We start from the raw sequence: 25974 nt of genomic DNA, 5'->3' as shown, positions 1-25974 counted from the left end.
CTGCCGCCAGCGCATGCGCTAACTCCCGTACAGGCCCAGGGCCCGGGCGGTCACCGTGGCGACGGCGCCGCTCAATCCGGTGATGGGCGGGCCGCCGCGCTGATGGATCACGTTCGCCAGCACCAGCACGTAGGTGTCCGATCCAGGATCGATCCACAGCGTCACCCCGGTGAAGCCCGTGTGCCCGAAACTTCCCACCGGGAACACGATTCCGCGAGGGCGGGAGTGGGGCGTGTCGATGTCCCAGCCCAGCCCGCGCAGGTCCTGCCCAGCGATCGCCGGGTAGTTGGGCGCCAGGAGGGCATCACTGGCACCGGGTGAGTCACCGATGGCCTCCCTGACCGCACGGTTCGCCGCATCCAGTTGGCCGGGGTGGTGTCCGGGTTGTTGGGGAGTCGTCATCAGCACCAGGCTCTCCCGGGACAGCGGGAATGCACTCCGGCGCCCGGCGAGCCGGTCGAGCAGTGCCTGGGCGAACCTGCCGAGATCATCGGCCGTGGAGAACACCCCGGCACTTCCGGTCACGCCCCCCATCCGACGCGCTGTCGGGTCGTGCACGGTGCCGCGGAGAGGGTGACCGTAGTCGGGGTTGAGGCCGGGGGTGTCCTCGTCCAGCGCCGTCGGCGCGACACGCGCCAACAGTGCCGTGCTCCAGGTGCCCGCCGGGCACCGCCCCTCCCAGGGCGGGTACCCGCCCAGCGCGACGGCCGTTCCCCGAACCTCGTGTGGGCCGCACACTTTCGCGACAGGAAGATAGCGGGTGTCAACCATGCCGAGTGGGGCGAACACGTGGTCGCGCATGTAGTCGTCCAACGGCTCGCCGGTGATGTTCTCGACGATCGCGCCCAGCAGGATGAAGTTGATGTCGGAGTAGTGGAAGACCTCACCCGGGTCGAACACCACCCAAGCGCCCAGGGCCCGGCGGAGACCCTCCGCCTTGGCGGGCCCGTCGAGCCCCCACGGGCCGTCAAGGCTCAGATCGCCTGCGATACCCGAGAAGTGGGTGAGCAGCATGCGCAGCGTCACCTGTGCGCGCCGGGGGTCGTTCGCCGGATTGAAATCGGGAAGATGCGTCTGCACCTGGTCATCGAGGTGAACCAGACCTCGTTCGGTCAGCTGCAGGAAAGCCGTTGCGGTGGTGAGACTCTTGCTCAACGACGCCAGGTCGAAGAGGGTGTCCTCGGTCATCGGTTCGGCGGGGGCGGGGACACCGTTCAATCCGGGCTCGCCGGCGAGCTTGCGTGACCCGAACGCCTGCCGGAAGATGATCCGCCCCGCGTGCCCGATCTGCACGACGGCCCCGGGCAGGCGGTGCGCGGCGATCGCGTCCTCCATCAGGCCGGCCACCGCGGTGAGATCAGCTGCCGGGATGACCGCCGGGGGGACTGCGGTCGCGGTCGGGACCTGTCGCTCACTGCGGGGCGCGTCAGCCACCGGGTGTCCGCACGACAGTGCCGTCGCGACAGCGAGGACGACGGTCCCGGCGACGCGCGCACCCGACACCGTCACCCCTGCCCCGCGACGACCGCGTGCACCGGCCAGCGGTGCGGGACGCCCCTGAGGTCATGGCTGCCCCGGCTCTCGAACAGGATCCTCGACCCGAGGACCAGAGGCGGGATCCCACCTGAGACGAGCACCTCCCCGGGCCCGGCCAGCGCCATGATCCGGGCTGCGATGTGCACGGCGATCCCGTGCACGTCACTGTCGGCCACCTCCACTTCACCGGTGTGCAGACCGGCACGAATCTTCAACCCGAGGTCGTCGACGGCGTCGCGGATCGCGCACGCGCAGTCGATGGCGCGCGCCGGCCCGTCGAAGGTGGCCATGGCACCGTCGCCGGTGAACTTGACGACGACGCCACGCGCGGCGTGCACGTGCTGCTCCACGATCTGGTCATGGGCCGCGAGGATGGCCGACCAGGCCTCGTCACCCAACTCAGCGGCGCGTTCCGTGGACCCGACGACGTCGGTGAACAGCACGGTCGAGAGCACTCGGCTGGTCGGGCCACTGCGCCGGGTGCCGGTGACGAACGACTCGATCTCGTCGAGCACCCTGTCGGCGTCGCCGGCGAACAACGCGTTGTCCTCGCCGTCGAGTTGGACCAGGCGCGCGTTCGGGATCCGCGCCGCGACCTCGCGTGCGTGCGCGCCGATGACGTGACGGTCCCCTCGACGGTGCAGCACCAGCGTCGGGGCCTGGATGCTCTCGAGTGCGGGGCCGACGTCGGTGCGCAGGAAGACGTCCAGGATCTTCTCGAAATACCCGGGCCCGCCGGACAGGCGCTCGTTGCGGGCCCACCACCGCCGTTTGGCGGGGTCGCCGGCCCAGCTCGGTGCGAGGTGGTCGACGACCGCACCCCGGCCGACGGTGTCTCGGTAGCCCCGGAGATACCTGTCGAGGACCGGCTCGGGCATCCCGAACGCCCGGCCCGGGCCGCGAACATAGCGGGCGAACGGGCTCCACAGCACCAGTGCCCGCACTCGGTGCGGATGCGTGGCACTGAGAAGCATTGCGGGCAGCGCGGATTCCGACATCGCCACGATCGCCACACAATCGCTGCCGACGTCGTTCAGCACAGCGGTCAGCCCATCGGTCCACGACTGCATCGCGGCGCGCCTGTTGATCGGCACCGCATCGGAGCTGCCGACCCCCAGCAGGTCCGACAGAATCAGCCGACCGAAGGACGCGAGCCTTCGCAGCAGACCGGCGACGGTGGGGTCGTCCCAGAGCAGATCGATGGGGAAGGTCGCGGTGGGCACGAACAACAGGTCCGGCCCGCTGTCGCCGACGACCTGATACGCAAGGTGGACGTCGCCGTCTCGCGCGTATCTGGTCTCGGGAACGTTGACCATCCGGGCAGGCCTAGCCCTCGGCCGGGGACGGTCCGGTTCTGGTCGCCGGGCATCCCGGTGCGGACGCGGCCTCGCCGACCGACGGCAGGACGCGTCGCACCAGGATCCGTGCGCCGCGGTGCGGGACGAACACCACCTGCTTGAGGCTGGGGCGTTCGCCGGGTGCCGCGGTGGTGGCCAACTCGACGCGGCGCAGGACCTCGCGCAGCACCACCCTCATCTCGACCATCGCGAAGGTCGCGCCCAGGCACCGTCGGTTGCCGCCGCCGAACGGGAACCAGGTGGTGGGGCTCAGCGTCGCGCCCAGCATGCGGTCGGGGTCGAAGTGGTCCGGATTCGGATACAACCGCTCGTCGGCATGCACTCGGACCATCCCCGGAACGACCATGGCGCCGGCCGGCAGCCGGTACCCGGCGAGCTCCACGGGTTCGGTCAGGACGCGGCCGACGTCGAACACCACGGTGCGCGTCCGGAGCGTCTCCCGGCACACCGCGTCGAGGTATTCGTCACCGGTCGGGTCGCCGGCCGCGCTCGCCTGCGCGGCGGCCACAGCCCTGGCCAGGACCTCGGGGTGTCGGGTCAGCCGCTCCAGCGCCCACGACAGTCCGTTGGCGGTGGTCTCATGACCGGCGACCAGCAGGGTCATCAACTGGTCGCGCAGTTCATGGTCCGTCATGGTGCGCTGCCCGTCGTCGGAGGCGCGCACCAACATGGCCAAAGCGTCTGTGCGGTCCGCCAATCTGGGGTCGGCGCGCCGATCGGCGATCTCGGCGTAGAGCAGTTGGTCGGCCTCGGCCAGGGCGCCCCGCAGTCGCCGCCACGGCCACCGCTGCTGCAGCCTGGGGTTGGCCACCGCCAGGGTCTCCCACGGGCTCACCCGCAGCAGGCGCGGCATCACCGTGCGAAGTGCGGCCAACCGGGTCGGATCACTCGCACCGATGACGGTCCGCAGGATGATCTCGAGGGTGATCGCCGCCATCCTCGGCGCCACCGGAAACGGCACCCCCGTGGGCCAGGTGGCGATGTCCGCGGCGGCCACCTCGGCCATCACCGAAGCCTGCTTGGCCACCGCGTCCCGCTGGAACGGGGGCAGCATCAACCGGCGCCGATCGCGGTGCACCTCGTCATCGATCACCAGCACCGAGGTGTCCCCGAGTATGCCCTTCAGCATCGAATTCGCCTCGCCCGCATGGTAAACGCGGGGGTCGCCGGAGAACACCACCTTGATGTCGGCCGGATCCGTCAAGTAGACCACGGTGCCGAACGACGAGATCCTCTGGCTGAACACCGGTCCATAGCGGCGCTGGCAGTACGCGGTGAACCACAGGCCGTGACGAAGCCAGAGCCAGGCCTGGATCGCGGCCGGCAGTCGTGGACCCGGCGGCAGCGTGGCCGTGGCGGGCGCGGTCATCGCACCAGCCTACGAGCGCGACGCAGTTCCCAGTCGATTCTGGGGCAAAAAGCCGCCGGGACGCTGCGCCGCTACCCGGCAGGAGCGCCGGCGGGCTCCACGTGGATGAACGTCTCGGTGTGCGGGAGCGCCGCGTCGATGTCCGTCTCGAGCCTGTCCGCGAGATCGTGTGCCGCCTGCACGGTCCACTCCCCGGGAACGGTGAGCACGACGAACACCAGGCGCTGACGGCCGGATTCGACCGTGCGCAGCGGTGCGAACTCGACCGGGTACTCGCTGCGGTACCGGTCGAGCACCGCGTCCACCGCGGCGTGATCCTTCTCGGGCAGGGCGGCGCTGAGCAGGCTGCTCATCGAACCGCGTAGCAGACGGTATCCGGTCAGCAGAATGTTGACCCCGACCACCAGCGCCACGATCGGGTCGAGTGGATGCCAATTCGTCAGTGCGACAAGGGCGATCCCGACGATGACCCCCGCAGAGGTCCACACGTCGGTCAGCAGGTGCTTGCCGTCGGCGACGAGGGTGATCGAGCGGTGCCGCCGGCCCACCCGCAGCAGTGTGACCCCGACCGCGAGGTTGATCCCCGCCGCGACGGTGGACAGGGCCAGGCCCAGCCCGGGTTGGACGAGGGGAGCCGGACTCATGAGGCGCTCGACCGCGCTCCAGATGATGGCGGTGGCGGCCACGAAGATCATGGCGCCCTCGACCAGCGCCGAGAGGTACTCCGCCTTGCCATGACCGAAGTGGTGGTCGGCATCGCGCGGGCGGGCGGCCACCCGCAGCGCCCACAGCGCCACCACGGCTGCGACGACGTTGACCCCGGATTCCAACGCGTCGGACAGGAATCCGACCGACCCGGTGACCACGGCGGCGCCGGCCTTCAGCGCCATGGTCAGGATCGCCGCGGCCAGGCTCAACAGCATGAACCGCGACAGCAGACGATGTTCCTGCTGCTTGGACAACGGAATCGCTGTCATCCCAGTCCCGTCCGATCTGTCGTGGGGCACCTCCGCGTCACCCCGCCCGCAGCGCAGTTCATCGAACCACAGCACCGTCGCAGGCATCGCGAGCTCCTACCCGACCGACGATGCTTCTGCGCGACGCGGCAAGGCCAAAGCTGATGTTTCGAACGCCGCACCGGGGGAAACCCAGACGGGTTGAGAAAGTGCCGGCGGAGGAGGAGCAATGACAGGACCACGCCTCGGAAGTGGCCGAATTCCACGTGTGCTGGCCGCCGCCGGTGCGGCCGGAGTGATGGCCCTGGCCACCGCGGGTGTGGCGGGCGCCGAGCCGCCGGATCCGTGCTCCCCGGCGGCGATGATGCGCGCGCACGCCGCCGCGATGACCCAGATGGCCGACTATCTGGATTCCCACCCGGATGTCGCACAGGTGTTCTCCGACGCCAGGCGCGAGGCGACGCCGCAGGCGCGCCGCGACATGATCAAGACGTACACCGACAGCCATCCCGAGGTTGCGGACGCGATGCGAAGCATCCACCAGCCGGTGCAGGATCTGGGCACCCGGTGCGGTATGCCCATGCAGCCGGGCATGCACGGTGACATGGGTCCCGGCATGATGGGCCCGGACCAGGACATGGGTCCCGGCATGATGATGCCCGGCCAATGAGTGGCACCGCGTGTTGACTGGCCACGCCGAGCGGCGCTTGTGTCGCAAGCACTTTCACTGATCCGCCGTGACGGTCCGGCCACCCTCGATCGGGCATGGCGCCGGACCGGGTGTGGCAGTGTGGCCACATGAAGAAGCGGACGCTCGCAGCCCTCGTTGCCCCCGCCGCCGCGCTGGCGGGTGTCGCGGTGCAGGACCTGCTGCAGAAGGAGCACGCCCTGCGCCGCAACTTCCCGGTCGTCGCGCGGGCACGGTACCTGCTGGAGTCGATCGGCCCGGAGTTGCGCCAGTACATCATCACCAGCAATGACGCAGAGCGGCCGTTCAGCCGTGACCAGCGCCGCTGGGTGTACACCTCGTCGAAGAAGGAGAACAACTACTTCGCGTTCGGCACCGACAACGACACCGAGAACGCCGCGTACCCGATCATCAAGCAGGCGACCTTCTCCGATGTGGTGCCGGCGTCGCCGATCCACGGGCATGACATCGAAGTGCCGGGCGCGAAGGTGCTCGGGGGGCCCCGGGGTCGTCGGCTGGCTTTTCGTCCCGCATCGGTGGTCAACGTGTCGGCGATGTCGTTCGGCTCGCTCAGCCCGCAGGCGATCGAGGCGATGAACAAGGGCGCCAAGATCGCGGAGTTCTGGCACAACACCGGCGAGGGTGGCCTCTCCGACCATCACCGGCAGGGTGGTGACCTGGTGTTCCAGATCGGCACCGGCTACTTCGGCTGCCGGGACGAGCACGGCGACTTCGACCTGGACCGGTTGGTCGACGTCGTCGGCTCCGGCCCGGTGCGCGCCATCGAGATCAAGCTCAGCCAGGGCGCGAAACCAGGTCTCGGCGGACATCTGCCGGGCGCCAAGGTGAATGCGGAGATCGCCCGCATCCGGGGAGTCGAGCAGGGCAAGGACGTCGCGAGCCCCTCCCGGCACACGGCGTTCCGCAATGTCGACGAGATGCTCGACGTCGTGGAGCGGATCGCGCACGCCACCGGACTGCCGGTCGGCATCAAGTCCGCGGTGGGGGAGCTGGGATTCTGGGAGTCGCTCGCGGACCGGATGGGCGACGGACAGCGGGGCGTGGACTTCATCACGATCGACGGTGGTGAGGGCGGCACGGGCGCTGCGCCGCTGGTCTTCGCCGACCACGTGTCCTTTCCGTTCCGGACCGGATTCGCCGCGGTGTACGGACTGTTCGCGCAGCGAGGCCTGACCGACCGTGTCACGTGGATCGGATCGGGCAAGCTGGGGCTGCCCGCCAACGCGATCGTCGCTTTCGCCCTGGGAGTCGACCTCGTCAACGTGGCCCGGGAGGCGATGCTGGCCATCGGCTGCATTCAGGCGCAGAAGTGTCACACCGATCGCTGCCCCACCGGGGTCGCCACGCAGAACCCCTGGCTGGCGCGTGGGCTCGATCCGGAACAGAAGGCACATCGGCTGGCCAACTACGTCCTGACCTTGCGACGAGATCTGTTGAAGGTCTCGGAGGCGGCCGGCGTGCGGCACCCGGCCATGTTGAGCCCGCAGCACGTGGAGATCCTCGACGGCGACCGCGGCCACCGGCCACTGGCGGAGGTGTACGGCTATCAGGAGGGGTGGGGAACCCCGGGCCCGGAGATCATCGCCGAGATCGACGAGTACATGCGCCGCTACGACGACCTGCCCGGCACTGACGAGGTCGTCGAGCATCAGCCGCTCAAGGTCGCCACGGACCCGAACGAGGCCGTCGAGTAGCCGCACCTGCGCGGGGTCCGCCGCCCGCCCTCGTCTGGTGAGTGCCGCGCTGGGGTGCGCGCAAAATCTCCCCAAAGACGCGAATCGACCGCCCGAAATCGCCGATATGTGACATTGTGTGTTGTCACATCGCCGGTGGGGTGCAGATTCAAGGGAGAGTCATCCGCGTGAAGCGTGTTGGTGGAGCGGGAATCCGCCCCAGGGACAGATGGTTTCGGTACGGCGTCGCGGCGGTGGCGCTCGCCGGCGGGATCGCATTCACGCCCGCGCCGGGCACCGCGTGGGCCGATGAGGCCGCCCCCGGGGTGGCATCGGAGTCGACCGGCAGTGCCGGCCCCTCCGGGATCGGTTCGGCCGGTCCCGCCGACCGCGATGATCGGGTGTCGGGGCCCAGGGATCTTCGCAGACCGTTCGGCGTCCGCAAGGCCGAGCGGGCCGATGAACGCACGCCCGATCTCGCTGGTCGCGTCGCGGATGCCCTGACCAGGGCCAAGGACCGTTGGACGCGGCCGGATCGTGACGTCGGGACTGGCGACACCACAGTGGGCGCGCCCACGCAGACCACACAAGCGCCGTCGGCGGTGACCGACGGCCAGGTGCTGGATTCACCGCAGGCCGGCAGCCCCGTCTCGCCTGACCCGATCAGTCCCGAAGTCGTTGTCGTGGAGCCGGGTCCGATCGAGCAGGCGTCCGCGCTCGAGGCGGTGAGCGTGCGCGACACGCTCACCCTCAGACGTCCTCTGCCGGCGTTCGGCCGATCACTGCGCCACGAACTCGGTGCGGCCGTCGCGCCGCCCGCCCCGCGGGCGGAACTCCCGGGCGCCGCGGCGTCGACCGCACTTCAGGCGCAGGCCGAGCCCGCGGCCAGCACCCCTGTCGGCTCGCTGGCACCGCTGGCCGCGATCACCTCGACCACCGTCGACACCACGACACCCAGCCCGCCGCAACCTCTCTCACCGGTCGCCAAGCTGCTGGAGCTTCCCGGCCGGATCGTCAACGCGGTGCTGGAGGCTCTCGACTTCACCTCCTCGGCGAACAGCCCGACGCTTCCGATCGGCCTCGGTCCGATCAACGACCTGATCTTCGGCGCCTTCCGTGAGATCGAGCGACTGCTGGGCCTGTGGGAGGACCCGCCGCCGCAACCCGAGGTTCCGACGCTGGTCTACGACGGCCCGACGGACCGGTTGACCCCGACGGTGGAACAGTTCCTCAACGCCTCGACGGCCGCGTACGTGCTCGGGTCCACCCCCGGTGACCTGAAGCCGTTCGTGGTCAACGGCCACCAGATGCAGAGAACCAACCTCCTCACCGGCATGGTCGGTAAGGCCTGGGTGACCCCCGAGGGGCAGGTGATCATCGCCTACCAGGGCACGACCGGCGGGACGCACCTGCTGTTCAACCCGCTGATCGTGATTCCCCAGTTGGTCGCGGATCTGCAGGTGGTCTTCACGGGCAGCACCCCGTGGGCCTTCTACGACGCCCACGACTTCGCCGAGGAGGTGCTGGCCGAGGCCGCGCTGCAGGGCTACAGCGAGGACGATGTCTTCGTCACGGGTCACTCGCTCGGCGGTTGGGAGGCCCAGTACGTCGCGCAGCAGACCGGCCTGGCCGGCATCGGGTTCGAGGCTCCCGGCATCAACACCACCGTCGACGGCAACGGCACCGACTCGATGTTCGTCAACATCGGAACCTATGGAAGCTCCGCTCCGTACATGGCGACCGATCTGCCTGGCCTGCAACCCTTCATGCCGCCCTTCGTGCCCGCCGGTGGCAGCAAGCCGCACTACGGGCCGATCGTCATGGTCGGAGATCCCGCCGCCATGACCCCGCTGTACAACGCGTCCGCGTTGTGGGGCAAGAGCCTGACCGGCAGCGTGATCTTCCTGGTCGACTACCTGATGAACTTCTTCCAGTACCACCTGCCCGGCGTGCAGGCCTACCACCTCGACGTCACCCCGGACCCCGGTGTGGTGCCGTTCCTGGGCACCAAGCGTGGACCCGTCCACGCCGGCTACGGCAAGTTGACGATCCCCGAACTGCTGGCGACGGCGTCAGACGACGGCATCCTGTTCGCGCCGTGACGGCGAGTGCGCCAAAGGTTGCGGATCGTCACACCGTGAAGCCGCCGTCGACGTTGAGATTCGCGCCGGTGATGTAGCCGGACTCGGGGCCGGCCAGGAAGCTCACGAAGGACGCGACGTCGCTGGTGTGCCCGTAGCGGCCCTGTGTGGTGACCTGCTTGAGGCTCTCCGCGAAGTCACCCTCCTTGGGGTTCGCGTCGGTGTCGATCGGCCCGGGTTGCACGTTGTTGACGGTGATGCCGCGGTCACCGAGATCGCGGGCCAGCCCGCGGGTGAATGAGGCCACCGCACCCTTGGTCATGCCGTACACCGACAGTCCGGGTCCGGGAATCCGGTCGGCGTTGATGCTGCCGATGTTGATGATCCGTCCACCTTCACCGAGGTGCTTGATCGCGGTTCGGGTCGTCCAGTACGTGCTGCCGATGTTGATCGCCACCAGGCGGTCGAACTCCTCGCCGGGGAACTCGTCGATCGGCGCGATGTGGGCGACGGCCGCGTTGTTCACCACGATGTCCAGGCCGCCGAGCGCGGTCACGGCCTGCTCGACCGCGTTCGCGGCCTGAGTCGCATCCGCGGCATCGGCCTGCAGGGCCACGACGGTGGCTCCGTTGGCGGTGAGCTCGGCGACGAGTTTGTCAGCGTGGCCGGCGGAGGCTGAGTAGGTGAAGGCCACCGCGGCGCCGTCCTTGGTCAGTCGCCGGACGATCTCCGCACCGATCCCGCGCGACCCTCCGGTCACCAGCGCTCGTCGTCCGGTCAGGGGTGTTGTGCTCATGTCAGGCGCCTCTCGTAATTACGAACCGTATTGTTACTAAGTACGTTGAGGTCAAGTCCTGTCGCGGGGTGTGCATTCCCAGTATGACCGGCATCACAGAAGGGTGGTCCGCAATGGCGGTCGGCAGACCACGGGAGTATGACCCCGAGGACGTCGAGACCGCGGCGATGAAGCTGTTCTGGGAGCACGGCTTCGACGGAGTCTCCATTTCCGACGTCGCCGCCGCGACCGGGGTGAATCGGCGCAGCATCTATGCCGAGTTCGGGTCGAAGGAGAACCTGTTCGACCGTGCCCTGCGGCGCTACCTCACGGGCCCGAGCGCCTACCTCGCCGAGGCGCTGGCCCGGCGGACGGCCCGCGAGGTCGCCGAGGCGATGGTGCACGGTGCGGCCGATACGGTCAGTGGCGAGATTCGCGGGTGCCTGACGGTCGGTGAGGCCCCGGGCCTGGCCGCCGTACGCGATACGACGGTGCAGCAACTCGCGGAACGGTTCGACACCGCGGTGGCGGATGGAGAGTTGTCCGGTGTCGACCCACTGCTGCTGGCCCGCTGGATCGCCGCCGTGTGTCAGGGGATCGCGGTGCAGGCGCGCAGCGGCGCCAGCAGGGAGGATCTGCATGCTGTCGCGGAGCTTGCCATGGCGGGGTGGCCGAGACCGCCATCTGCGCCGTGATCTGGCGCGGCGGGTGTGAATAACATGTGTGTAATTCACTGTAGGGCCAGCTCAGGGGCTTGCGAGCCTGTGGATCAAGGAGTGCCGCGGAACCAGGTCGGGTAGCGCACTACGCACGCTCGCGCAGCCCCGCGTGGTCACCATCGGTTCATGTCATCCCGAAGGACCATGCGCACAACTGCTGCGGCGGTCTGCCTTCTGCTCCTGGCGAGCTGCGCCAAGCAGGTCGAGCAGACGGCGTCCGAGTCGGCGGTTCAGCCGACCACCGCCGCTGCCGAAGGTCCGACCACGCAACCACGATCTGGCGGCGGGCCGACGGAGCAGGGGGCACGAGGCGGACCGATCGGACAGGCGCAGGGCGGAGGCAAGGGCGGCCCGATCAACGCGGGGTCCAACGAGGGCGAGGCGTTGGCCTCACCCATCACGATCCCGGCGATCCAACAGGATGGGCAGCCCGTCGACGACGATGAAACATACCCGGGCGGGGTCATCGGTTTCGTGGAGGACTCCATTCGCAGTCAGTGCCCGGACGGCACGCTGTGCGGGTTCACGGTGACCGCCGACCGCCAGGAGCCGGAGACACCGCCGGCCGCCTCGGCTGAGCGGACCATCTGTGCGTTCGTGCCGAGCCCGGACCACAAGGAAGCCGTCACCTACACCAAGCCGGTGACCATCGTGCTGGACTGCGTCTGGCATTACACGGAACCCGTTGTCACCGACCCGGATCCGGACTCTGATTCCGAGACGCCGGTGCCGTCTTCCGACACCCCAGAACCGGACACGTCGACGTCCGAAACCGGCACCGCGGCACCTGACACGTCGACGTCCGAGACCGGCACCACTGAGCCCGAGGGTGCCGGATGACCGCCACGACAACGGACGCCAACGGCCCGACGGCAGCGACGCCCGCCCCGCCGAGTGACCCAGAACCGCCGAGGCCGTCGTCGGACCTGCCGCGGTTGGCTCGCTTTGTGGGTGCGGCGGTGGCGCCGACGACGGCGGTCACCGCCCTGCTGTTCTACTTCGGCTGGTCACACGCGTACTACTTCTTCGACTACTTCGGCGTGCATTCGACGACGCTGGGGCTGACCACGACGGACTATCTGATGCGCAGCCAGGACGGGTTGTTCGTACCACTGGTGGTCCTGGCGATCGCGGGACTGCTCGTCTTTCGCGTGCACCACCTCATCAGCCGCCGCATCGCTGCGGACCCGTCGAATCCGCGCTGGCGACAGGCGAGTTGGGTGATCACCGTCATCGGCGCGGCCGGGGCCACCGCGGGCGCGCTGAGCGTCGTCGTCCACACTCCGCTGAACGACCGCGTGGCTGCGGCACCCCTCGTGCTCGCGGTGGGGGTACTGCTGCTCGCGTACGCCGCCTACATGCGTCGCAGCCTCCTGGCGCCCACAGGAGGCGAAAGCCTGACTGGGCTCACGTTGGCCGAGTGGGCGACGATCTTCGTACTGGTCGGGCTGAGCCTGTTCTGGGCCGCCAACGACTACTCCGCAGCGGTGGGCCGGTCGCGCGCCGCCCAGTTCGTGGCGGAACTCCCCACCTACCCGAACACCATCCTGTACAGCGAGAAGAGCCTCAACATCGCGGCCCCGGGTGTGACTCAAACTCATTGTCCTGCATCGGATGCGGCGTACGGGTTTCGGTATGACGGGCTCAAGCTGCTCCTGCAGTCGGGGAACCAGCTGGTCTTCATCCCAGCGCAGTGGACTCGCCAGGATGGGGTTGCCGTCGTGGTGCCGAGGTCCAACTCCATCCGGCTGCAGTTTGTTGGGGCCGCGGGTTTGGGTGGCGCCGGCAGCGCTGCCGAGTACGCGTGCAGTGCCTGAGCGTTGTTCAGCGGTTGGCGAGCTCGGTGACCCGGTCGGCCAGGGCCTCGGGCGTGGTGAGCTCGTAATCCTCGCCGTTGATGTGAACCGTCGGAGTGGCCGACACACCGGTGGCCTTCGACAGCCCCTGCGCCATCGGCACATACCGATGGCTGGTGATGCAGTCGTCGGCGTCACCGGTCGAGTCGGCCGCCCGAGCGGTGGCGGCCAACTGCTCGTCGGTGGGGAAGCTGCCGGAGAACTCGTCGGGCTGGTCGGCGAACAGCGCGGCGTGGAAACGGCGGAACGCCTCGACGGAATCGTCTGCGACACAGTAGGCCGCACCAGCCGCCCGCGACGAATAGTGCTGGCTGAAGGGGGCGTCCAGGATGGCGATCAGGTAATAGTCGGCGGCGATCGTCCCGGAGTCGATCAGGGCCGCGATGGTCGGGCCGAACTCCTTCTCGAACCGGCCACAGGCCGGGCAGAGGAAGTCTTCGTACAACGCGACCACGACCTTGGGCTCGCCGTCCTTGGTGATCAACGTGTCCGATGACACCCGGACCGACTCCACCTGCCCGGCCGTGGTCGAACCGGCGACGGCGGATCCCGCCGTGAGTTGTTCTCGGCCCACGATCAGGTAAACCGCCACCACCACGACCGAAACGACGACCACGCAGGCGGTGAGGCTGATCTGGACGACCCGCTTACGAGTGCGATCGCGGAAGGTCGGGCCGGTCCCCCCATACGGATCGTGCATCTCGCCAGCCTAGGACGAACCTGTTCTCAGCGTGGCTCAGAGCAGTGGTGCTGCCAGGCGGCTGATCCCACACTCAAGCCCAGACCGTTCGGCTGGGAGGCATAAGGGGAGGCCACGCATAGAACCGTCGAGGAGGCCGCTGTCGGCTCAACGGCGGAGGCCTTGAGTTGGCCGGCGAGGGAGTCTCGAGAACGCCGCCACGGAAACGTGTTTGACGGCAATCCTGTCACTCCAGCCGGATGCTTTCAGCGACTTCCACGATGGTGCGTGCGAGTCTCGTTGGGTCCTCACCGGACACGACGTCGCGGGCACCTCCAACAGAGAGGGCAGCGACGGTCACCCCCTGGCGATTTCGGAGCGGCGCGGCGATCGTCGCGACACCGGGAACCACGTCCTCCTCACTGAGTGAGTACCCGTCCTGGCGGGCGGTGCGAAGCTGAGCGCGCAGGTGGTCAACGTCCTGCAGTTGGTAGGGCGGCTCCGCAGTCGTGGCGCAGCGCGCGATGTAGTCCTCGATGTCCGCGTCGTCGGCGCTCGCCAGGAGAAGGCGTGGTCCTGCTCCCACGTGAAGCGGCAACGTCCCACCCGCGTCGAGGACCATCAGTGCCGTTCGTGCGCCCGGGATTCGGGCCAGACACAGTGCCTCGTCCCCCCGCCGCACCGTCAGGAACACCGACTCCCCGGTGATGCGGGCGAGTTCCTCCATGGCGGACCGCGCCTGATTGACGAGAGGATTTCTGGCGCTGGCGATCTGACCCAACTCGAAGAGTCGTAGTCCAAGTTGATAACGATTTCCCGCAGCCGTCGGTCGGGCGAATCCCACTGCCTCCAGCGTCGAGAGCAACCGGTACACGCTTGGCCGCGGCATGCCGACACCCTCGGCGATCTGCGCGACGGTCAGGGACGGAGTCGACAACAGCAGTTCGAGCACTTCGTCAGCCTTGGCGATGAGTTCGACCGACTGGTCAGGCGAGGCGCGTTTGGAGGACCCTGCGCGTGAAGTCACGATCGGACTCTAACCGAGGCTTGATGTGGAAGCGCCGGCGTCGGGTTGGGTCGATTCATTCGAATGTTCCACTGCAGCGTTCCGGTCGGGATTCCATCCCAGATCCCGGGAGGTGGCCAGGGCTGCCGCCTTGATCAGCGCGATGGACTTGTCGCGGTTGCCATTGCCCAGAAGGGCGGCTGCGAGGCCGGAGTACGACATCGCTCCCACCACTTCACCCGCATGGTTCCTGATCGGGGCGGCGATGGACGCGACCCCGATCACCAGGTCCTGGTCGCTGACCGCGACTCCGGTGGTTCTGATCTCCGCCAGCATTTCCCGGACCCGGCGGGGCGATGTGGGTGAGTGCTTGGTGGGCGCCTCGATGGTGGCCTCGTCCAGGTATCGGTCGATCTCCTCATCCGACGACAACGCGAGCATCAATCGAGGGGCCGCGCCCGCGTACAGCGGAAGGAGATCACCGACATCGGTGATCTCCCAGCGCACGTAGCGTCCGTCGAACCGTTCGACACAGATGGCGTGGTCGCCGCGCTTGACGAAGAGCAGCACCGTCGCGTCGGTCTCATCCCGCAACTCCCACATGCGTGGAAGCGCAGCTTCGCGGAGGTTGAATCGCGCCGCGACGCCGGCTCCGAGCTGGAGGAGTCGTGTACCGAGCACGAACTCCCCGCGGTGCGCGCGGTCGACGTATCCGTGCTGGCGCATCGTGCGCAACAAACGGTAAACGCTGCTGCGGGGTTCCCGGATGATCTCGGAAATCTGGGTCGCACTGAGGGACTCATGCTCGGCCAGTGCGGTCAGTGTGTCGCTCATCTTCACCAACACCTTGATCGTCGGTGCGGCAGACCCGCCCGATGCGACCTTTGGTGGCGACTCGCCGTTGGTTGTAGGCACAGTAAGACGATAACGCGGTGGGTTCGACGCCAACCGGCAACTGACCGGGTTGCGAGCCGCGTTCGGCGAGGCGGTACGTCGCCGCGATGTCCTCGACGTTGACGCCGTCCATTGCCTCACCGAGTCCGCGCGAGACCGTGGCGAGCATGTCGGGGTCGCTCATCCGCGAGACCCCGCCCTGCTGGCAGACGTTGATTTACTTTGACAACAAAGGGTTTCGCCGATGTCAGTCCGTGATCGGGGCCAGATCCTGCATCTTGATCCAGTGCCCGCCGTCGGCGACGATCTCTGCGCCGGTGATGAAACTCGCCTCCTGGGACAGCAGGAACGCGATCACCTGGGCTAGTTCGCGCGGACTCGCGGCGCGGCCCATGTAGTTGGTCGACATCCGGCCGTCGGTGACCCCGGCCTCCTCGAAGTGGGGGGCGGCCATCGGTGTGTGCACCCAGCCGGGAAGTACGGCGTTGACCCGAACTCCCTTGGCTGCGAGGTCGGCCGCGGCGTACTTGGTGAAGCCCACCAGTCCTGCCTTGGACACGCCGTACGGTGCCATCTGCTGCTCAGCCTGGATGGCGTTGATCGACGAAACGTTCACCACCGCGCCCTGGGTCTTGCTGAGTTCGGCGGCGGCTGCCGTGGTGGTCCAGATCGGTCCGAGCAGGTTGATGTTCAACATGGTGTGCCACTGCTCGGGTGTGAGGTCGGCCAGAGGAGTTGGCGCACCGAGGATGCCGTGCGCGTTCACCAGTGCATCCAGACGACCGAGCGTGCCGACGACCTCATCGACCACCGCGTACGCCGCGTCCCGATCGGAGACATCGGCCTGCACGGCAAGTTTGGCACCGGTTTCGTTGACTGCAGTTTCGAGACGGCCCGCATCCCGGCCGCAGATGGCGACCGCGTAACCCCGTTCGCTGAGGAGTTGGGCAGTGGCGAGTCCGATACCACTGTTGCCGCCGGTGACCAGGGCAACGCGGGATTCATTGGCCGTCATAGTTGGTGCCTTTCTGGAACGAACGAGGTTCGATGCTCGGTCAGCGGTTCTCCGGCCCCGCTGTAGGGACAAGGCTTCCGTCGTCCCATTGGGGTGACGATTCAGACTGCCAGACACTAACGCGCGTTAGTTGTTCAGGCAACAGATTCGGCGCAAATCCTGAGGGCGCGAGGAAATTTCGTCGGTGTCGGTCTCGGTGTGTCCACGGCTGCGAGCACCTCGACGCCGCGGCTTGAACCTCTGCGAGCCAGTGCGGCGTGTTTTCGCAGACGTTTAGGTCTCGCGCGTTTAAGTGTCGCGCTGGCGACGGGACCCCGGGGGTTGAGTGTCGCGGGCTGTTGCGCGATCACGAGTCACTGGCTACCCTAGCCTAACGATCGTTAGGATGACGCCGCAGCTCCTCGCGGGAGGGCGCCGGTCGCCCGGATCCGACCGGGGGACTCGGTGCGGGATCGCGTGTCGAACCCAGTGTCGGAATCGGCCTGAACCCGCTGGCTCCGGGGTTCTGTGGGGCGGCCCCGGGCCACGGGGGAGATCCTATCAATAGGTAGACGATGAGTTCGAAGGATGGTAATTTCATGCCGGTGAAGCCGGACTCAGCTCCTTCCGCCCCGTCCAATCGCGAGGTGCTCGACCGGGCGGTGCAGGTGGTGGCGCGAGGCGCGGCCTCGGCTGCTCGCCTGCGAACCGCCGCAGACGCTCTCGCTGTGGTGTCGACGGCGGGGGCATGTGTGACGGACGTCGCCGGCCGGGAGTATGTCGACTTCGTCCTCGGCTTGGGGCCAGTGCTTCTGGAGCACAGGCCACCCGCGGTTCTGGCAGCGGTCGAAAAGGCGCTGAACGAGTCCATCATTCTGGGTGCTGTCAGTCCGAATGAAGCGGAACTGGCCGAGCGCATCGCGGCAACGGTTCCGTCCGTCGACGTGATCGCGTTCTCCGCCACCGGCACCGAGGCCATCCACCTCGCCGTCCGGGTGGCGCGGGCCAAGACGGGCCGTCGGCGGATCGTGAAATTCGAGGGTCACTACCACGGCTGGGCCGAGCCGTTGTGTGTGAACACCCCATGGATGCCTGCGGTATCCGAATCACCCTGCGCGCCAACCCATTATGTCGATGGAATGGTGGCCAGTGATCAGGTGACGATCGCACGCTGGCATGACTTGGAGTCGCTGGAGCAGGCCCTGGCCGACGGCCCGCCCGTCGCTGCGGTGTTCATGGAACCGATTCCGTGCAACTTCGGAACCTTCATCCCCACCAGGGAATACCTCGACGGCGTCCGCGATCTGTGCGATCGGTACGGTGCACTATTGGTGTTCGACGAGGTCCTCACCGGATTCAGGGTGGCATTGGGTGGCGCCCAGGACAGGCTCGGGGCCAGACCCGACCTGACCGTGATGTCCAAGGCGATGGCCTCCGGTTTCCCGATCGCGCTTCTCGGCGGCACGCGGTCGGCGATGGAGCCCGTCACGTCCGGACCAATCCGACCCGGGGGGACGTTCAACGGCTCGCCGCTGTCGTTGGCCGCCGGCATCGCCACCCTCGACGAGCTGCACGCCCGCAAGGACGAGATCTACCCGCATCTGGACCGACTCAGCGACCGATTCGCCGAGGGGATTCGCGCGGTGGCAGCCAAGCACTCAGCCCCACTGACAGTGAACAACTGCGGGGCCGTGCTGCAGGTGTTCTGGGGCATCGACGTCCCGACAACCTACGCCGAAGCCGTCAAGGACGACCGTAAAGCGGTGGCCCAGTTGACGGCTCTGCTGCTCGACCGCGGCATCCATATCGCCGAACGCGGCTTGATCCTGTTGTGCGCGGCACACACCGAGGAGCACATCGACCGCACGATCGCTGCGATCGACGACTCGCTTCCCGCACTCCTGGCATAGCCGGACAGCGGCGCGCGGTCGCACCCCCGAATTGACACACCCAATGGAAAGGCAAGAGTGAATGGCTGGATTTGAGGGCGTGATCCCTTCCCTGGATCCGATCATCGGCGGCAAGAGGGTCGCCTTCGACGGTCCCAAGATCGACGTGTTCGACCCGTCGACGGGCGAAGTGATCGCACAGATCACCGACGTGGGCACCGAAGGAGTCGACCAGGCGGTGGCCTCGAGCCTGGAGGGCTTCAAGGTCTGGCGTCGCAAGACCTACCGCGAGCGGGCCGACGCACTCTCGGCGTTCGCGGAGGCGCTGGTTGCGCGCCGCGAAGAGCTTGGCGCACTTGAGGCGCTCGAGGTGGGCAAGCCCGTCTCCGCCGGCGTCGCCGAGGTCTTCGGATCCGCTGACCGGATCAAGTTCTTCGCCTACGGAGCACGGCACATGTCCGTGCCGAACTCGGGCAACTTCCGGGACGGACTGACGAGCTTCGCGCGGCGCAGTCCGCTGGGAGTGGTCGGTTGCATCGTGCCGTGGAACTATCCGCTGGCGCTGTTGGTGTGGAAGATCGGCCCGGCGCTTGCGGCTGGAAACGCCGTGGTGGTCAAGCCCGCCGAAGAGACCCCGATCGTCACCTCCCTGGTGGCCGAGATCGCGCAGGAGTTCCTGCCGCCGGGCGTCTTCAACCTGGTGATGGGCAATGGCCCGACCGTCGGAAACGCGCTGGTGACCCATCCCAAGGTGCCGATGATCTCGATGACCGGTGAGACCTCGACCGGAAAGATCATCTACGCCAACGCCGCTCCCGAGATGAAGAAGCTGCACCTCGAACTCGGTGGTCCGTCGGCGGTCATCGTGTTCGACGACGCCGATCTCGAACTCTTCGAAGCCACGCTGCCGCAGGGCACGTTCCGCAACTCCGGGCAGGACTGCCATGCCCTTTCGCGCATCTTCGCCCACGAGAGCATCAAGGACCGTGTCGTCGAGGCGTGTGTTCGGGTCGCGGAGAAGCAGACGTTGGGCGGGGCCTTCGACGAGGAGACCGTGATCGGCCCGCTGGTGTCCAAGCAGCAGCAGGAGCGGGTGGCCCGGCTGGTGGACGAAGCGGCGGCGCTTCCGCATGTCACGGTGGTCAGGGGTGGGAAGATCCCCGACCGCCCGGGTTACTTCTACCCGGCCACGGTGCTCGACGGTGTGCGCCACGATGACCCGATCAAGCGGACCGAGATCTTCGGTCCCGTCATCACGGTCACGTCGTTCCAGACCGAGGATGAGGTCCTGGGGTGGGTCAATGAGCAGGAGCACGGCCTGTCGGGCGGCGTGTGGACCCGGAGCCTCGATCGGGGCCTGCGGGTGGCCGAGGAACTCGAGGCCGGGACTGTGTGGGTCAATGACCACAGCAAGACGGTGACGGAGATGCCCTTCGGCGGCTGGAAGCACTCCGGTGTCGGCCGCGAGCTGTCGACCGAGGCGATCCTCGAGCACACCGAGACCAAGCACATCGCGCTCGACACCACCCGGCGATGAGCACAGAACACCCGGTGGCCAGGAGCTCGGGCCAGCGCACCGTGGTGATGCGGTGACGACGGCGGGGGCCGCGCGTGTCGTGGTGATCGGAGCCGGTGCGGCCGGCCTGAGCACCGCGCTCTGCGCGGCACAGCTCGGTGCCAGGTCGGTCACCGTCATCGACAAGTCCTATGCCGGTGAAGGTTCGAGTGGACTGTCCGCAGGGGTGTTCAACCGTCAGACGTTCGACGGGATAGACCTCGAGATGCGCCGCTACAGCCTGAACGTCTTCGACGAGCTGGAGTCGGCCGGTCTGCTCAGGCTCTACCGCACCGGTTACATCCGGGTGGCCCGGACGCCGGAGCAGTTCGAGCGAATCCGGTCGACGGTCGCCCGCATCACCGACGGGACCAGCGTCTCGGTGAGCGCTGCGCAGATCGCGCAGATGGTGCCCGGCATCCGCACCGACGACATCACCGGCGGAATGTACGGTCCCCTCGACGGGCACCTCGACGGTCCGGGCCTGTGTGCGGCGTACCTCGCGGCCGGAAGGGAACGTGGTGTCGTCTACCGGCCACGGTGCGAAGTGCTGGAAGCCGACACCAGTGGCGCGGCGATCACGTTGAAGACCACGCAGGGTGACATCGAAGCCGATGTCGTGGTGAATGCTGCGGGATCGTGGCTGGGCCGGGTGTCGGGGCTGCTCGGCACCACCGCGACGACACACAACCAACGGCATCAGATTGCTCAGGTCCAGGTGCCTTCGTTGGCCGGTCGAGAAGTCCCGATGATCCAGATGTACTTCCCGGGATCGGGGGACGCGGGTGTCTACATCCGGCCGGAGGGTGAGCGGGGCAACTTCATCGCCGGCGCGCACACCTACGAACTTCTCGAGGAGTCGGCGGACGCTGACCGGTATCGCCGAGGAGTGGACGACGCGTTCCTCGAGTCACTGGCCGAGGGGTTGATGGACAGGTTCCCGGGATGGGAGGACGCCAGTCTCAACGGCGGCTGGAGTGGCCTGTACCCCAACAGCCTGGACGGCGACTTCCTGGTCGGTCCACAGCTGAGCGACCCGCGGGTCGTCGTCGTGGGTGGCCTCGGCGGTATGGGTTTGACGGTCTCAGCGGCCGTGGGCCGACTCGGCGCCGAGTGGGCGGTCCACGGGGAGGCACGCACCTTCGCCTTCGCGGACAGGCTGCTGCCCGATCGGCCCAGTGCCATTGCTGTTGATGCATCGACGGATTCGGGCGACGCCGCCGGCTCGCCCGCGACAGAGAGTGGATGAGGATGCTGCCTGAACCGATGATGCCTACCGACTGCGCTGCCGAGGTGCCCCTGATCAACGATGCCGGCGGCCGTCCCTGCCAGATCGGCATCGTTGTTCCGGACCTGATGGCCGGCATCCGGGACTGGGGCGCAATCGGATTCTCGCAGGCCGGCTGGCGAATGTGGGAATACGACGGTCAAACACTCGGTGAGCGGCTCTATCGGGGTGGACCCGGCCAGTGGTCGATGACCATCGCTCTGTGCGGCGAGAACCCCCAGGTGGAGCTCATCGAGCCGGGCGCGGGTCCCAGCATCTACAACGAGTGGCTTGAGGACCGCGGCCAGGGACTGCACCACATCGGCTGGTACGTCAGTGATCTCCGCGGCTCGATCGAAAGGATGGAGCAGGCCGGGTTCCCGCTCGTCCAAGCCGGTTTCGGCAACGGTGCGGACGGTTCGGGCGGTTTCGCGTACTTCGACACCCTCGACCGCTTCGGCTACTACCTGGAGGCCATCATGGTTCCGGCGGTACGGCGAGAACCCGACAGTGTGTGGCCGACGGCCCGCTAGGGCCGCGAAACCTCAAGGGCAGTAGGAACTTCGGCAGCCAGACTGCGGCAGCCAGACGATAAGGCGCCTGTTCCGATTGAACATCGGAACAGGCGCCCTTTCGGTGTCGGAGCTCAGGTGAGCGGGCGGTGTCGCCCCTGTGACCGCTGGTCCGCGGGGGTGGGCTGTTCGGTCAGCAGCTGGTCCAGCAGCTGCGCGAGGTGCAGGGGCCTGCGGTCCGGGCGCAGTTGGCCGATCTGCGTCGCACAGCTGAACCCGTCGGCGAGCACGACATCGTCCTGGGCGGTCCGGTCCAGTGCGGGCAGCAGTGCCTGCCCGGCCACGGCCACCGACGTCGAATAATGGTCCGCCTCGAAACCGAAGTTGCCGGCCAGACCGCAGCAGCCGGTGGCCTCCCGCAGATTCGTCATCCCGTGGCGGCGCAGCGAGTCGGACTGCTTGTGGGAACGGAAGGTCGCGTACTCGTGGCAGTGTGTCTGCAGCGTGCCGCTCTCGGGCAGCTCCGGATACCGCCATTCGGGATCTGCCAGCTGGTGCAGCGCCTGATCGAACGTCAGCACCCGGCCGGCCACCGCCCGCGCGTCGTCATGCTGCACCAGCCCGGGCAGATCGTGTGCCAGCGCAGAGGCACAGCTGGGCTCCAGCACGATGATCGGAAGACCGCTCACCGCAGGCTGATTGAGGCGCCTGACGGTGCGGCGCAGGACGCGACGCGCGACCCCGAGCTGACCGGTGGTGATCCAGGTCAGACCGCAACACGCCTGCGGTGCGAGTTCGACCCGCACGCCGGCGGCGGCCAGCACCCGCTGCGCGGAGCCGACGAGTTCAGGCCGGAAACCCCGGGTGAAGGAGTCCACGAAGAGCAGGGCTTCTCCGCCCGAGCGCGGGACCGTCGCCAGTTCGCGCGAAATGGTCCGAGAGGATGCGAATCTGGGCATCGGGCGCTGGCTCGTGATCCCGGCGACGCGGGGCAGGGTGCGCACCACCGCCGGAGAGGACAGCATCGCGTTGACCACCGGAGCCACCCATCGCGTGGCGCGCAGGGCCGTCGGGAGCCAACCCAGCGTGTAGTGCGTCAGCGGGCGCATCCGGCCCTGGTAGTGCTGGTGGAGGAACTCAGACTTGTAGGTGGCCATGTCGGTGCCCGTCGGGCAGTCCGTCGAACAGGCCTTACAGGACAGGCACAGATCGAGTGTGTGCAGAATGTCCCGGCCGTCGGCGGTGTCCGGGATGTCGGCCCGGGCAGCCCAGCTCTGCAGAGCCCTGGCGCGGCCGCGGGTCGAATCCTTCTCCTCGTGGGTGGCGCGATACGACGGGCACATCACCCCACCGGTGTCGGCGATGCAGCGTCCGATGCCGATGCAACGGCCCGCCGCCTTGGCCAGGTCACCGTCGTCGTCGACAAGGGCGAAGGCCGCGGGAAGTGCAGGCGGTGCGCTCGGGATGTGGGCGCTCAGGGCGTCCGGGTCCACCAGGACGCCCGGATTGAGCAGGCCGTCTGGATCCCAGATCCTCTTCAGCTGGGCGAAGGCGGACATCGTCTCGGGGCCGTACATCACAGGCAGCAGCTCGCTGCGAGATCGGCCGTCGCCGTGTTCGCCGGACAACGTGCCGCCGTGACGGGTCACCAGTTCGGCTGCGGCCACGACGAAGGAGCGCATCGCCTCCCGCCCGGCCGTCGTGTCGGTGGTGAAGTTGATCCGAACGTGGATGCAGCCGGCTCCGAAGTGCCCATAGAGCACCCCGTCGAACCCGTGCACCTGCAACAGATCCCGGAAGTCGCGCAGGTAGTCTGCGAGCCGGTCCGGAGCCACCGCGGCGTCCTCCCAGCCGGGCCAGGTTCGTACGCCGCCCGGGCCGATCGCCGACAGGCCGGCGCCGTCCTCGCGTACGCGCCAGATGGCGGCCCGCTCCGGGGCCGAGGTCACCCACCGAACCTCACGGGCACGACCTTCGGTGCGCAGCCGGTCCTTCAAATGAGCGACCTTGTGCGCGACCAGTTCTGGATCGTCCTCGAGGAACTCCACATACAGCCAGGCGCTGCCCTCGGGCATCTGTCCCACCGAGGACTCGCCGCGCCTGGCCCGCATCGTCTCGACGATGGCCTGATCCATCCCCTCGACAGCCGCCGGCTTGAGCTCGAGGATGGTCGGGACATCCTCGGCCGCCTGGGCGATGTCGTCGTATCCGATGACCGTCAGCCCGTTGGCGGACGGCCGTGACACCAGTTGCACCGTGGCGGCGACGACGACCGCGAGGGTGCCCTCGCTGCCCACCAGGCTGCGGGCCACGTCGAATCCCCGCTCGGGGAGCAGTTGATGGAGGTGGTAGCCGGACACCTGGCGGGGCACCCGGTCGAGTTCGGTGCGCAGTGTGGCGAGGTGGTCCCGGATCAGTCCGCGCAGGCCCTGCTCGATCGAGCGGACGCGAGGCTCGTCAGCCGGATCCGCCGCGGTGATGCCGTGGCTGTCGGCGCGGGCCCGGACGCCGTCGGCGAGAACCAGATCCAGTGCGAGGACATGATCGCCGGTGCGCCCGTAGGCCACCGAATGATTGCCGCAGGCGTCATTGCCGATCATGCCGCCGAGTGTGGCGCGGCTGTGTGAGGACGGATCGGGTCCGAACATCAGCCCGTGTTCGCGTACGGCGTCCTGCAGCGTGTCCAGCACTACGCCGGCCTCCACGGTGGCGGTGCGGGCGTCGTCGTCGACGTGGAGCACCCTGTTCATGTGGCGGCCAAAGTTGAGCACCACACCGGTGCCCACCGCGTTGCCCGCCATTGAGGTGCCCGATCCCCGGGTGGTGATCGGAATCCTCAAACGGTGCGCCTCGCGGACGACCGCGACGACATCGTCGACATCGCGGGGATGGGCGACCGCTTCGGGGGTGAGTCGGTAATTCGATGCGTCGTAGGAGAATTGAGCGCGAGCGAGCGGCGACACATCGATGTCGAGGCCGGGCCGCGACCGGCTCAATGATGCGACCAGTTCCCGAACCGCGGGAGTGGGCGTCATCGGGCGGGGTGCGGAGCGGCCAGTGCCATGAGTTCGCGGTACTGATCGGAATGCACAATGGTGCGCGCCCGGCCGAAGTACGTGTCCGCCCAGGCGTCGTAGTCCCAGTCGTTGGGCAGGACGGGAGCGGCCGCAACAGACCACAGGCCTTCCCGGATTGCTGAGGTGACGGTCATGAGGTGCGCCCTGGCCAGCTCCGCCTCGATATCTGCCGCATCACCAAAATAGGTGCGGCAGAACAGCTCTGACTCTTCCCGCGTGCAGTTGCTGTTGACCAGGACGGCGCCCAGGTCGAAGTACCGGTTGCCCATCCCGCCCCACTCCCAATCCACCAACCACAGTCGCTGGCCGTCGAACAGGAAGTTCTGGATCTGCAGGTCGTTGTGGCACATGCCGTAGGCACCCGGGACGCTGCCGGTGAGGCGGTCGATGTCTGCTGCCGCGGTCTGGAGTTCGTCGATGTCGTCGGGCAGGGCGAGGCCTTCCCGGTCGGCGATCTGTCGGTAGTGCTCGATGTCGGCGACTGCCGACCAGGTGCAGCTGATCGCCGGCAGTTCGTGCAGCCTGCGCACCAGGCGGGCCATGCTCTCCACCAGGTTCCGCGCGCGCATCTCCTCGAGGTTGAGTGCGATGGCGTCGTCGATGAACTCGGCGAGCAGATGCCCCTCGGGCAGTGAGTACGCGTACAGCGGAACGCCGACGCCCCCGGCGGCGACCGCGGCCTGGATCTCAGCGCCGTGGGCGCGGCTGCCGCAGGCCACCCGTCGCTCGATGTCGCCCCCGCACACCCTCATCGCCAGCCGCAGCTCGCCAGCCTGCACGCAGAAGTTGAGGTTGGTGGCGCCACCCGCCAGGGGCGTGACGACCCAGGGCTCGCCGATCCGGCTCGGGTCGGTCAGTGAATCGATCGCTTCGAGCAGCCGGTCGTGGAACTGGGCATCGACGGCACTGATGTCGATGCTCTCCGGCTTCGGGACGCGGGGCATCGTGGGATCCACCGTCTGCTGGCGGATCGCTGCAGGCTCGACGTTCACGTCATGGGCCTGGTTAGCGCGCATGGTGGGGTCCCTTTCGGATCTGCATGAAGCTACGGAATTCTTATCACTGTCCG

Annotated in this window: 21 protein-coding genes and 1 pseudogene; 10 read left to right on the top strand and 12 right to left on the bottom strand. The window is 67.9% G+C overall.

What is annotated here, in order from left to right; translation table 11 throughout:
• Positions 1-18: 18 nt before the first annotated feature.
• The 4 genes from A5727_RS20610 to A5727_RS20595 all read right to left on the bottom strand — a co-directional run bounded on the left by A5727_RS20610 (position 19) and on the right by A5727_RS20595 (position 5240).
• Entirely contained in the window at positions 19-1509 is a 1491-nt protein-coding gene (locus A5727_RS20610; protein ID WP_157521478.1) for a serine hydrolase domain-containing protein, read from the bottom strand.
• On the bottom strand, positions 1506-2852 hold the full coding sequence (locus A5727_RS20605; protein WP_068254113.1) for an adenylate/guanylate cyclase domain-containing protein: 1347 nt from the start codon (positions 2850-2852) through the stop codon (positions 1506-1508). The genes A5727_RS20610 and A5727_RS20605 overlap by 4 nt, the downstream gene beginning before the upstream one ends.
• 10 nt (positions 2853-2862) lie before the next feature.
• The gene (locus A5727_RS20600) at positions 2863-4263 is read right to left on the bottom strand and encodes a cytochrome P450 (RefSeq protein WP_068254112.1); all 1401 of its coding nucleotides are present in this window, start codon (positions 4261-4263) and stop codon (positions 2863-2865) included.
• A gap of 71 nt (positions 4264-4334) precedes the next feature.
• The gene (locus A5727_RS20595) at positions 4335-5240 is read right to left on the bottom strand and encodes a cation diffusion facilitator family transporter (RefSeq protein ID WP_068254402.1); all 906 of its coding nucleotides are present in this window, start codon (positions 5238-5240) and stop codon (positions 4335-4337) included.
• 208 nt (positions 5241-5448) lie between these two features.
• Here A5727_RS20595 and A5727_RS20590 point away from each other — a divergent pair, with 208 nt between their 5' ends.
• The 3 genes from A5727_RS20590 (at position 5449) to A5727_RS20580 (ending at position 9703) form a co-directional block, all read left to right on the top strand.
• Positions 5449-5889: a hemophore-related protein gene (locus tag A5727_RS20590; protein ID WP_068254106.1), complete on the top strand. Its 441-nt coding sequence runs from the start codon at positions 5449-5451 to the stop codon at positions 5887-5889.
• A 128-nt stretch (positions 5890-6017) separates the two neighbouring features.
• Complete coding sequence (locus tag A5727_RS20585; RefSeq protein WP_068254399.1) at positions 6018-7622, top strand: FMN-binding glutamate synthase family protein; 1605 nt, start codon at positions 6018-6020, stop codon at positions 7620-7622.
• 380 nt (positions 7623-8002) lie between these two features.
• Positions 8003-9703, top strand: a complete 1701-nt coding sequence (locus tag A5727_RS20580) for a hypothetical protein (protein WP_502687698.1) — start codon at positions 8003-8005, stop codon at positions 9701-9703.
• Positions 9704-9731: 28 nt separating this feature from the next.
• On the opposite strand, the gene A5727_RS20575 is transcribed toward A5727_RS20580, so the two are convergent.
• Complete coding sequence (locus tag A5727_RS20575; RefSeq protein ID WP_068254101.1) at positions 9732-10478, bottom strand: SDR family oxidoreductase; 747 nt, start codon at positions 10476-10478, stop codon at positions 9732-9734.
• 113 nt (positions 10479-10591) lie between these two features.
• Between A5727_RS20575 and A5727_RS20570 the strand changes: the two genes are divergently transcribed.
• The 3 genes from A5727_RS20570 (at position 10592) to A5727_RS20560 (ending at position 12993) form a co-directional block, all read left to right on the top strand.
• Positions 10592-11152 carry a TetR/AcrR family transcriptional regulator gene (locus tag A5727_RS20570; protein WP_068254097.1) on the top strand — a complete coding sequence of 187 codons (561 nt, stop codon included), beginning with the start codon at positions 10592-10594 and terminating at the stop codon, positions 11150-11152.
• A gap of 150 nt (positions 11153-11302) precedes the next feature.
• On the top strand, positions 11303-12016 hold the full coding sequence (locus A5727_RS20565) for a hypothetical protein (protein ID WP_157521477.1): 714 nt from the start codon (positions 11303-11305) through the stop codon (positions 12014-12016).
• A complete protein-coding gene (locus A5727_RS20560; protein ID WP_068254090.1) occupies positions 12013-12993 on the top strand; it encodes a hypothetical protein in 981 nt (326 codons plus the stop codon). Before A5727_RS20565 ends, A5727_RS20560 begins: the two co-directional genes overlap by 4 nt.
• Before the next feature lie 7 nt (positions 12994-13000).
• Here A5727_RS20560 and A5727_RS20555 read toward each other — a convergent pair whose 3' ends face one another.
• From A5727_RS20555 to A5727_RS20535, 5 genes and pseudogenes are all read right to left on the bottom strand, one after another.
• Complete coding sequence (locus A5727_RS20555) at positions 13001-13732, bottom strand: DsbA family protein (RefSeq protein ID WP_068254088.1); 732 nt, start codon at positions 13730-13732, stop codon at positions 13001-13003.
• 226 nt (positions 13733-13958) lie between these two features.
• Positions 13959-14738 (bottom strand): IclR family transcriptional regulator, encoded by a 780-nt coding sequence (locus A5727_RS20550; RefSeq protein WP_068254086.1) that lies wholly within the window; start codon positions 14736-14738, stop codon positions 13959-13961.
• Positions 14739-14747: 9 nt separating this feature from the next.
• Positions 14748-15551, bottom strand: coding sequence for an IclR family transcriptional regulator (locus tag A5727_RS20545; protein ID WP_068254083.1), 804 nt, complete (start codon positions 15549-15551; stop codon positions 14748-14750).
• Positions 15552-15687: 136 nt separating this feature from the next.
• A pseudogene (locus A5727_RS27615) lies at positions 15688-15789 on the bottom strand (pyridoxal 5'-phosphate synthase lyase subunit PdxS); the annotation flags it as partial.
• A gap of 69 nt (positions 15790-15858) precedes the next feature.
• On the bottom strand, positions 15859-16626 hold the full coding sequence (locus A5727_RS20535) for an SDR family NAD(P)-dependent oxidoreductase (protein ID WP_068254076.1): 768 nt from the start codon (positions 16624-16626) through the stop codon (positions 15859-15861).
• Positions 16627-17204: 578 nt separating this feature from the next.
• Between A5727_RS20535 and A5727_RS20530 the strand changes: the two genes are divergently transcribed.
• From A5727_RS20530 to A5727_RS20515, 4 genes are all read left to right on the top strand, one after another.
• Complete coding sequence (locus A5727_RS20530) at positions 17205-18515, top strand: aspartate aminotransferase family protein (protein WP_068254073.1); 1311 nt, start codon at positions 17205-17207, stop codon at positions 18513-18515.
• A 61-nt stretch (positions 18516-18576) separates the two neighbouring features.
• Entirely contained in the window at positions 18577-20031 is a 1455-nt protein-coding gene (locus A5727_RS20525) for an aldehyde dehydrogenase family protein (RefSeq protein WP_068254071.1), read from the top strand.
• A 52-nt stretch (positions 20032-20083) separates the two neighbouring features.
• The gene (locus A5727_RS20520) at positions 20084-21298 is read left to right on the top strand and encodes an NAD(P)/FAD-dependent oxidoreductase (RefSeq protein WP_068254068.1); all 1215 of its coding nucleotides are present in this window, start codon (positions 20084-20086) and stop codon (positions 21296-21298) included.
• A gap of 17 nt (positions 21299-21315) precedes the next feature.
• Positions 21316-21849: a VOC family protein gene (locus A5727_RS20515; RefSeq protein WP_197507713.1), complete on the top strand. Its 534-nt coding sequence runs from the start codon at positions 21316-21318 to the stop codon at positions 21847-21849.
• Between the two features lie 113 nt (positions 21850-21962).
• Here A5727_RS20515 and A5727_RS20510 read toward each other — a convergent pair whose 3' ends face one another.
• On the bottom strand, positions 21963-24863 hold the full coding sequence (locus A5727_RS20510) for an FAD-binding and (Fe-S)-binding domain-containing protein (RefSeq protein ID WP_068254067.1): 2901 nt from the start codon (positions 24861-24863) through the stop codon (positions 21963-21965).
• Positions 24860-25921 carry a phosphotransferase gene (locus A5727_RS20505; protein ID WP_082949923.1) on the bottom strand — a complete coding sequence of 354 codons (1062 nt, stop codon included), beginning with the start codon at positions 25919-25921 and terminating at the stop codon, positions 24860-24862. Before A5727_RS20505 ends, A5727_RS20510 begins: the two co-directional genes overlap by 4 nt.
• Positions 25922-25974: the final 53 nt, after the last annotated feature.

This window comes from Mycobacterium sp. ACS4331, from assembly GCF_001667265.1.
Lineage (GTDB): Bacteria > Actinomycetota > Actinomycetes > Mycobacteriales > Mycobacteriaceae > Mycobacterium.
This window is presented reverse-complemented; position numbering and strand designations above follow the sequence as displayed.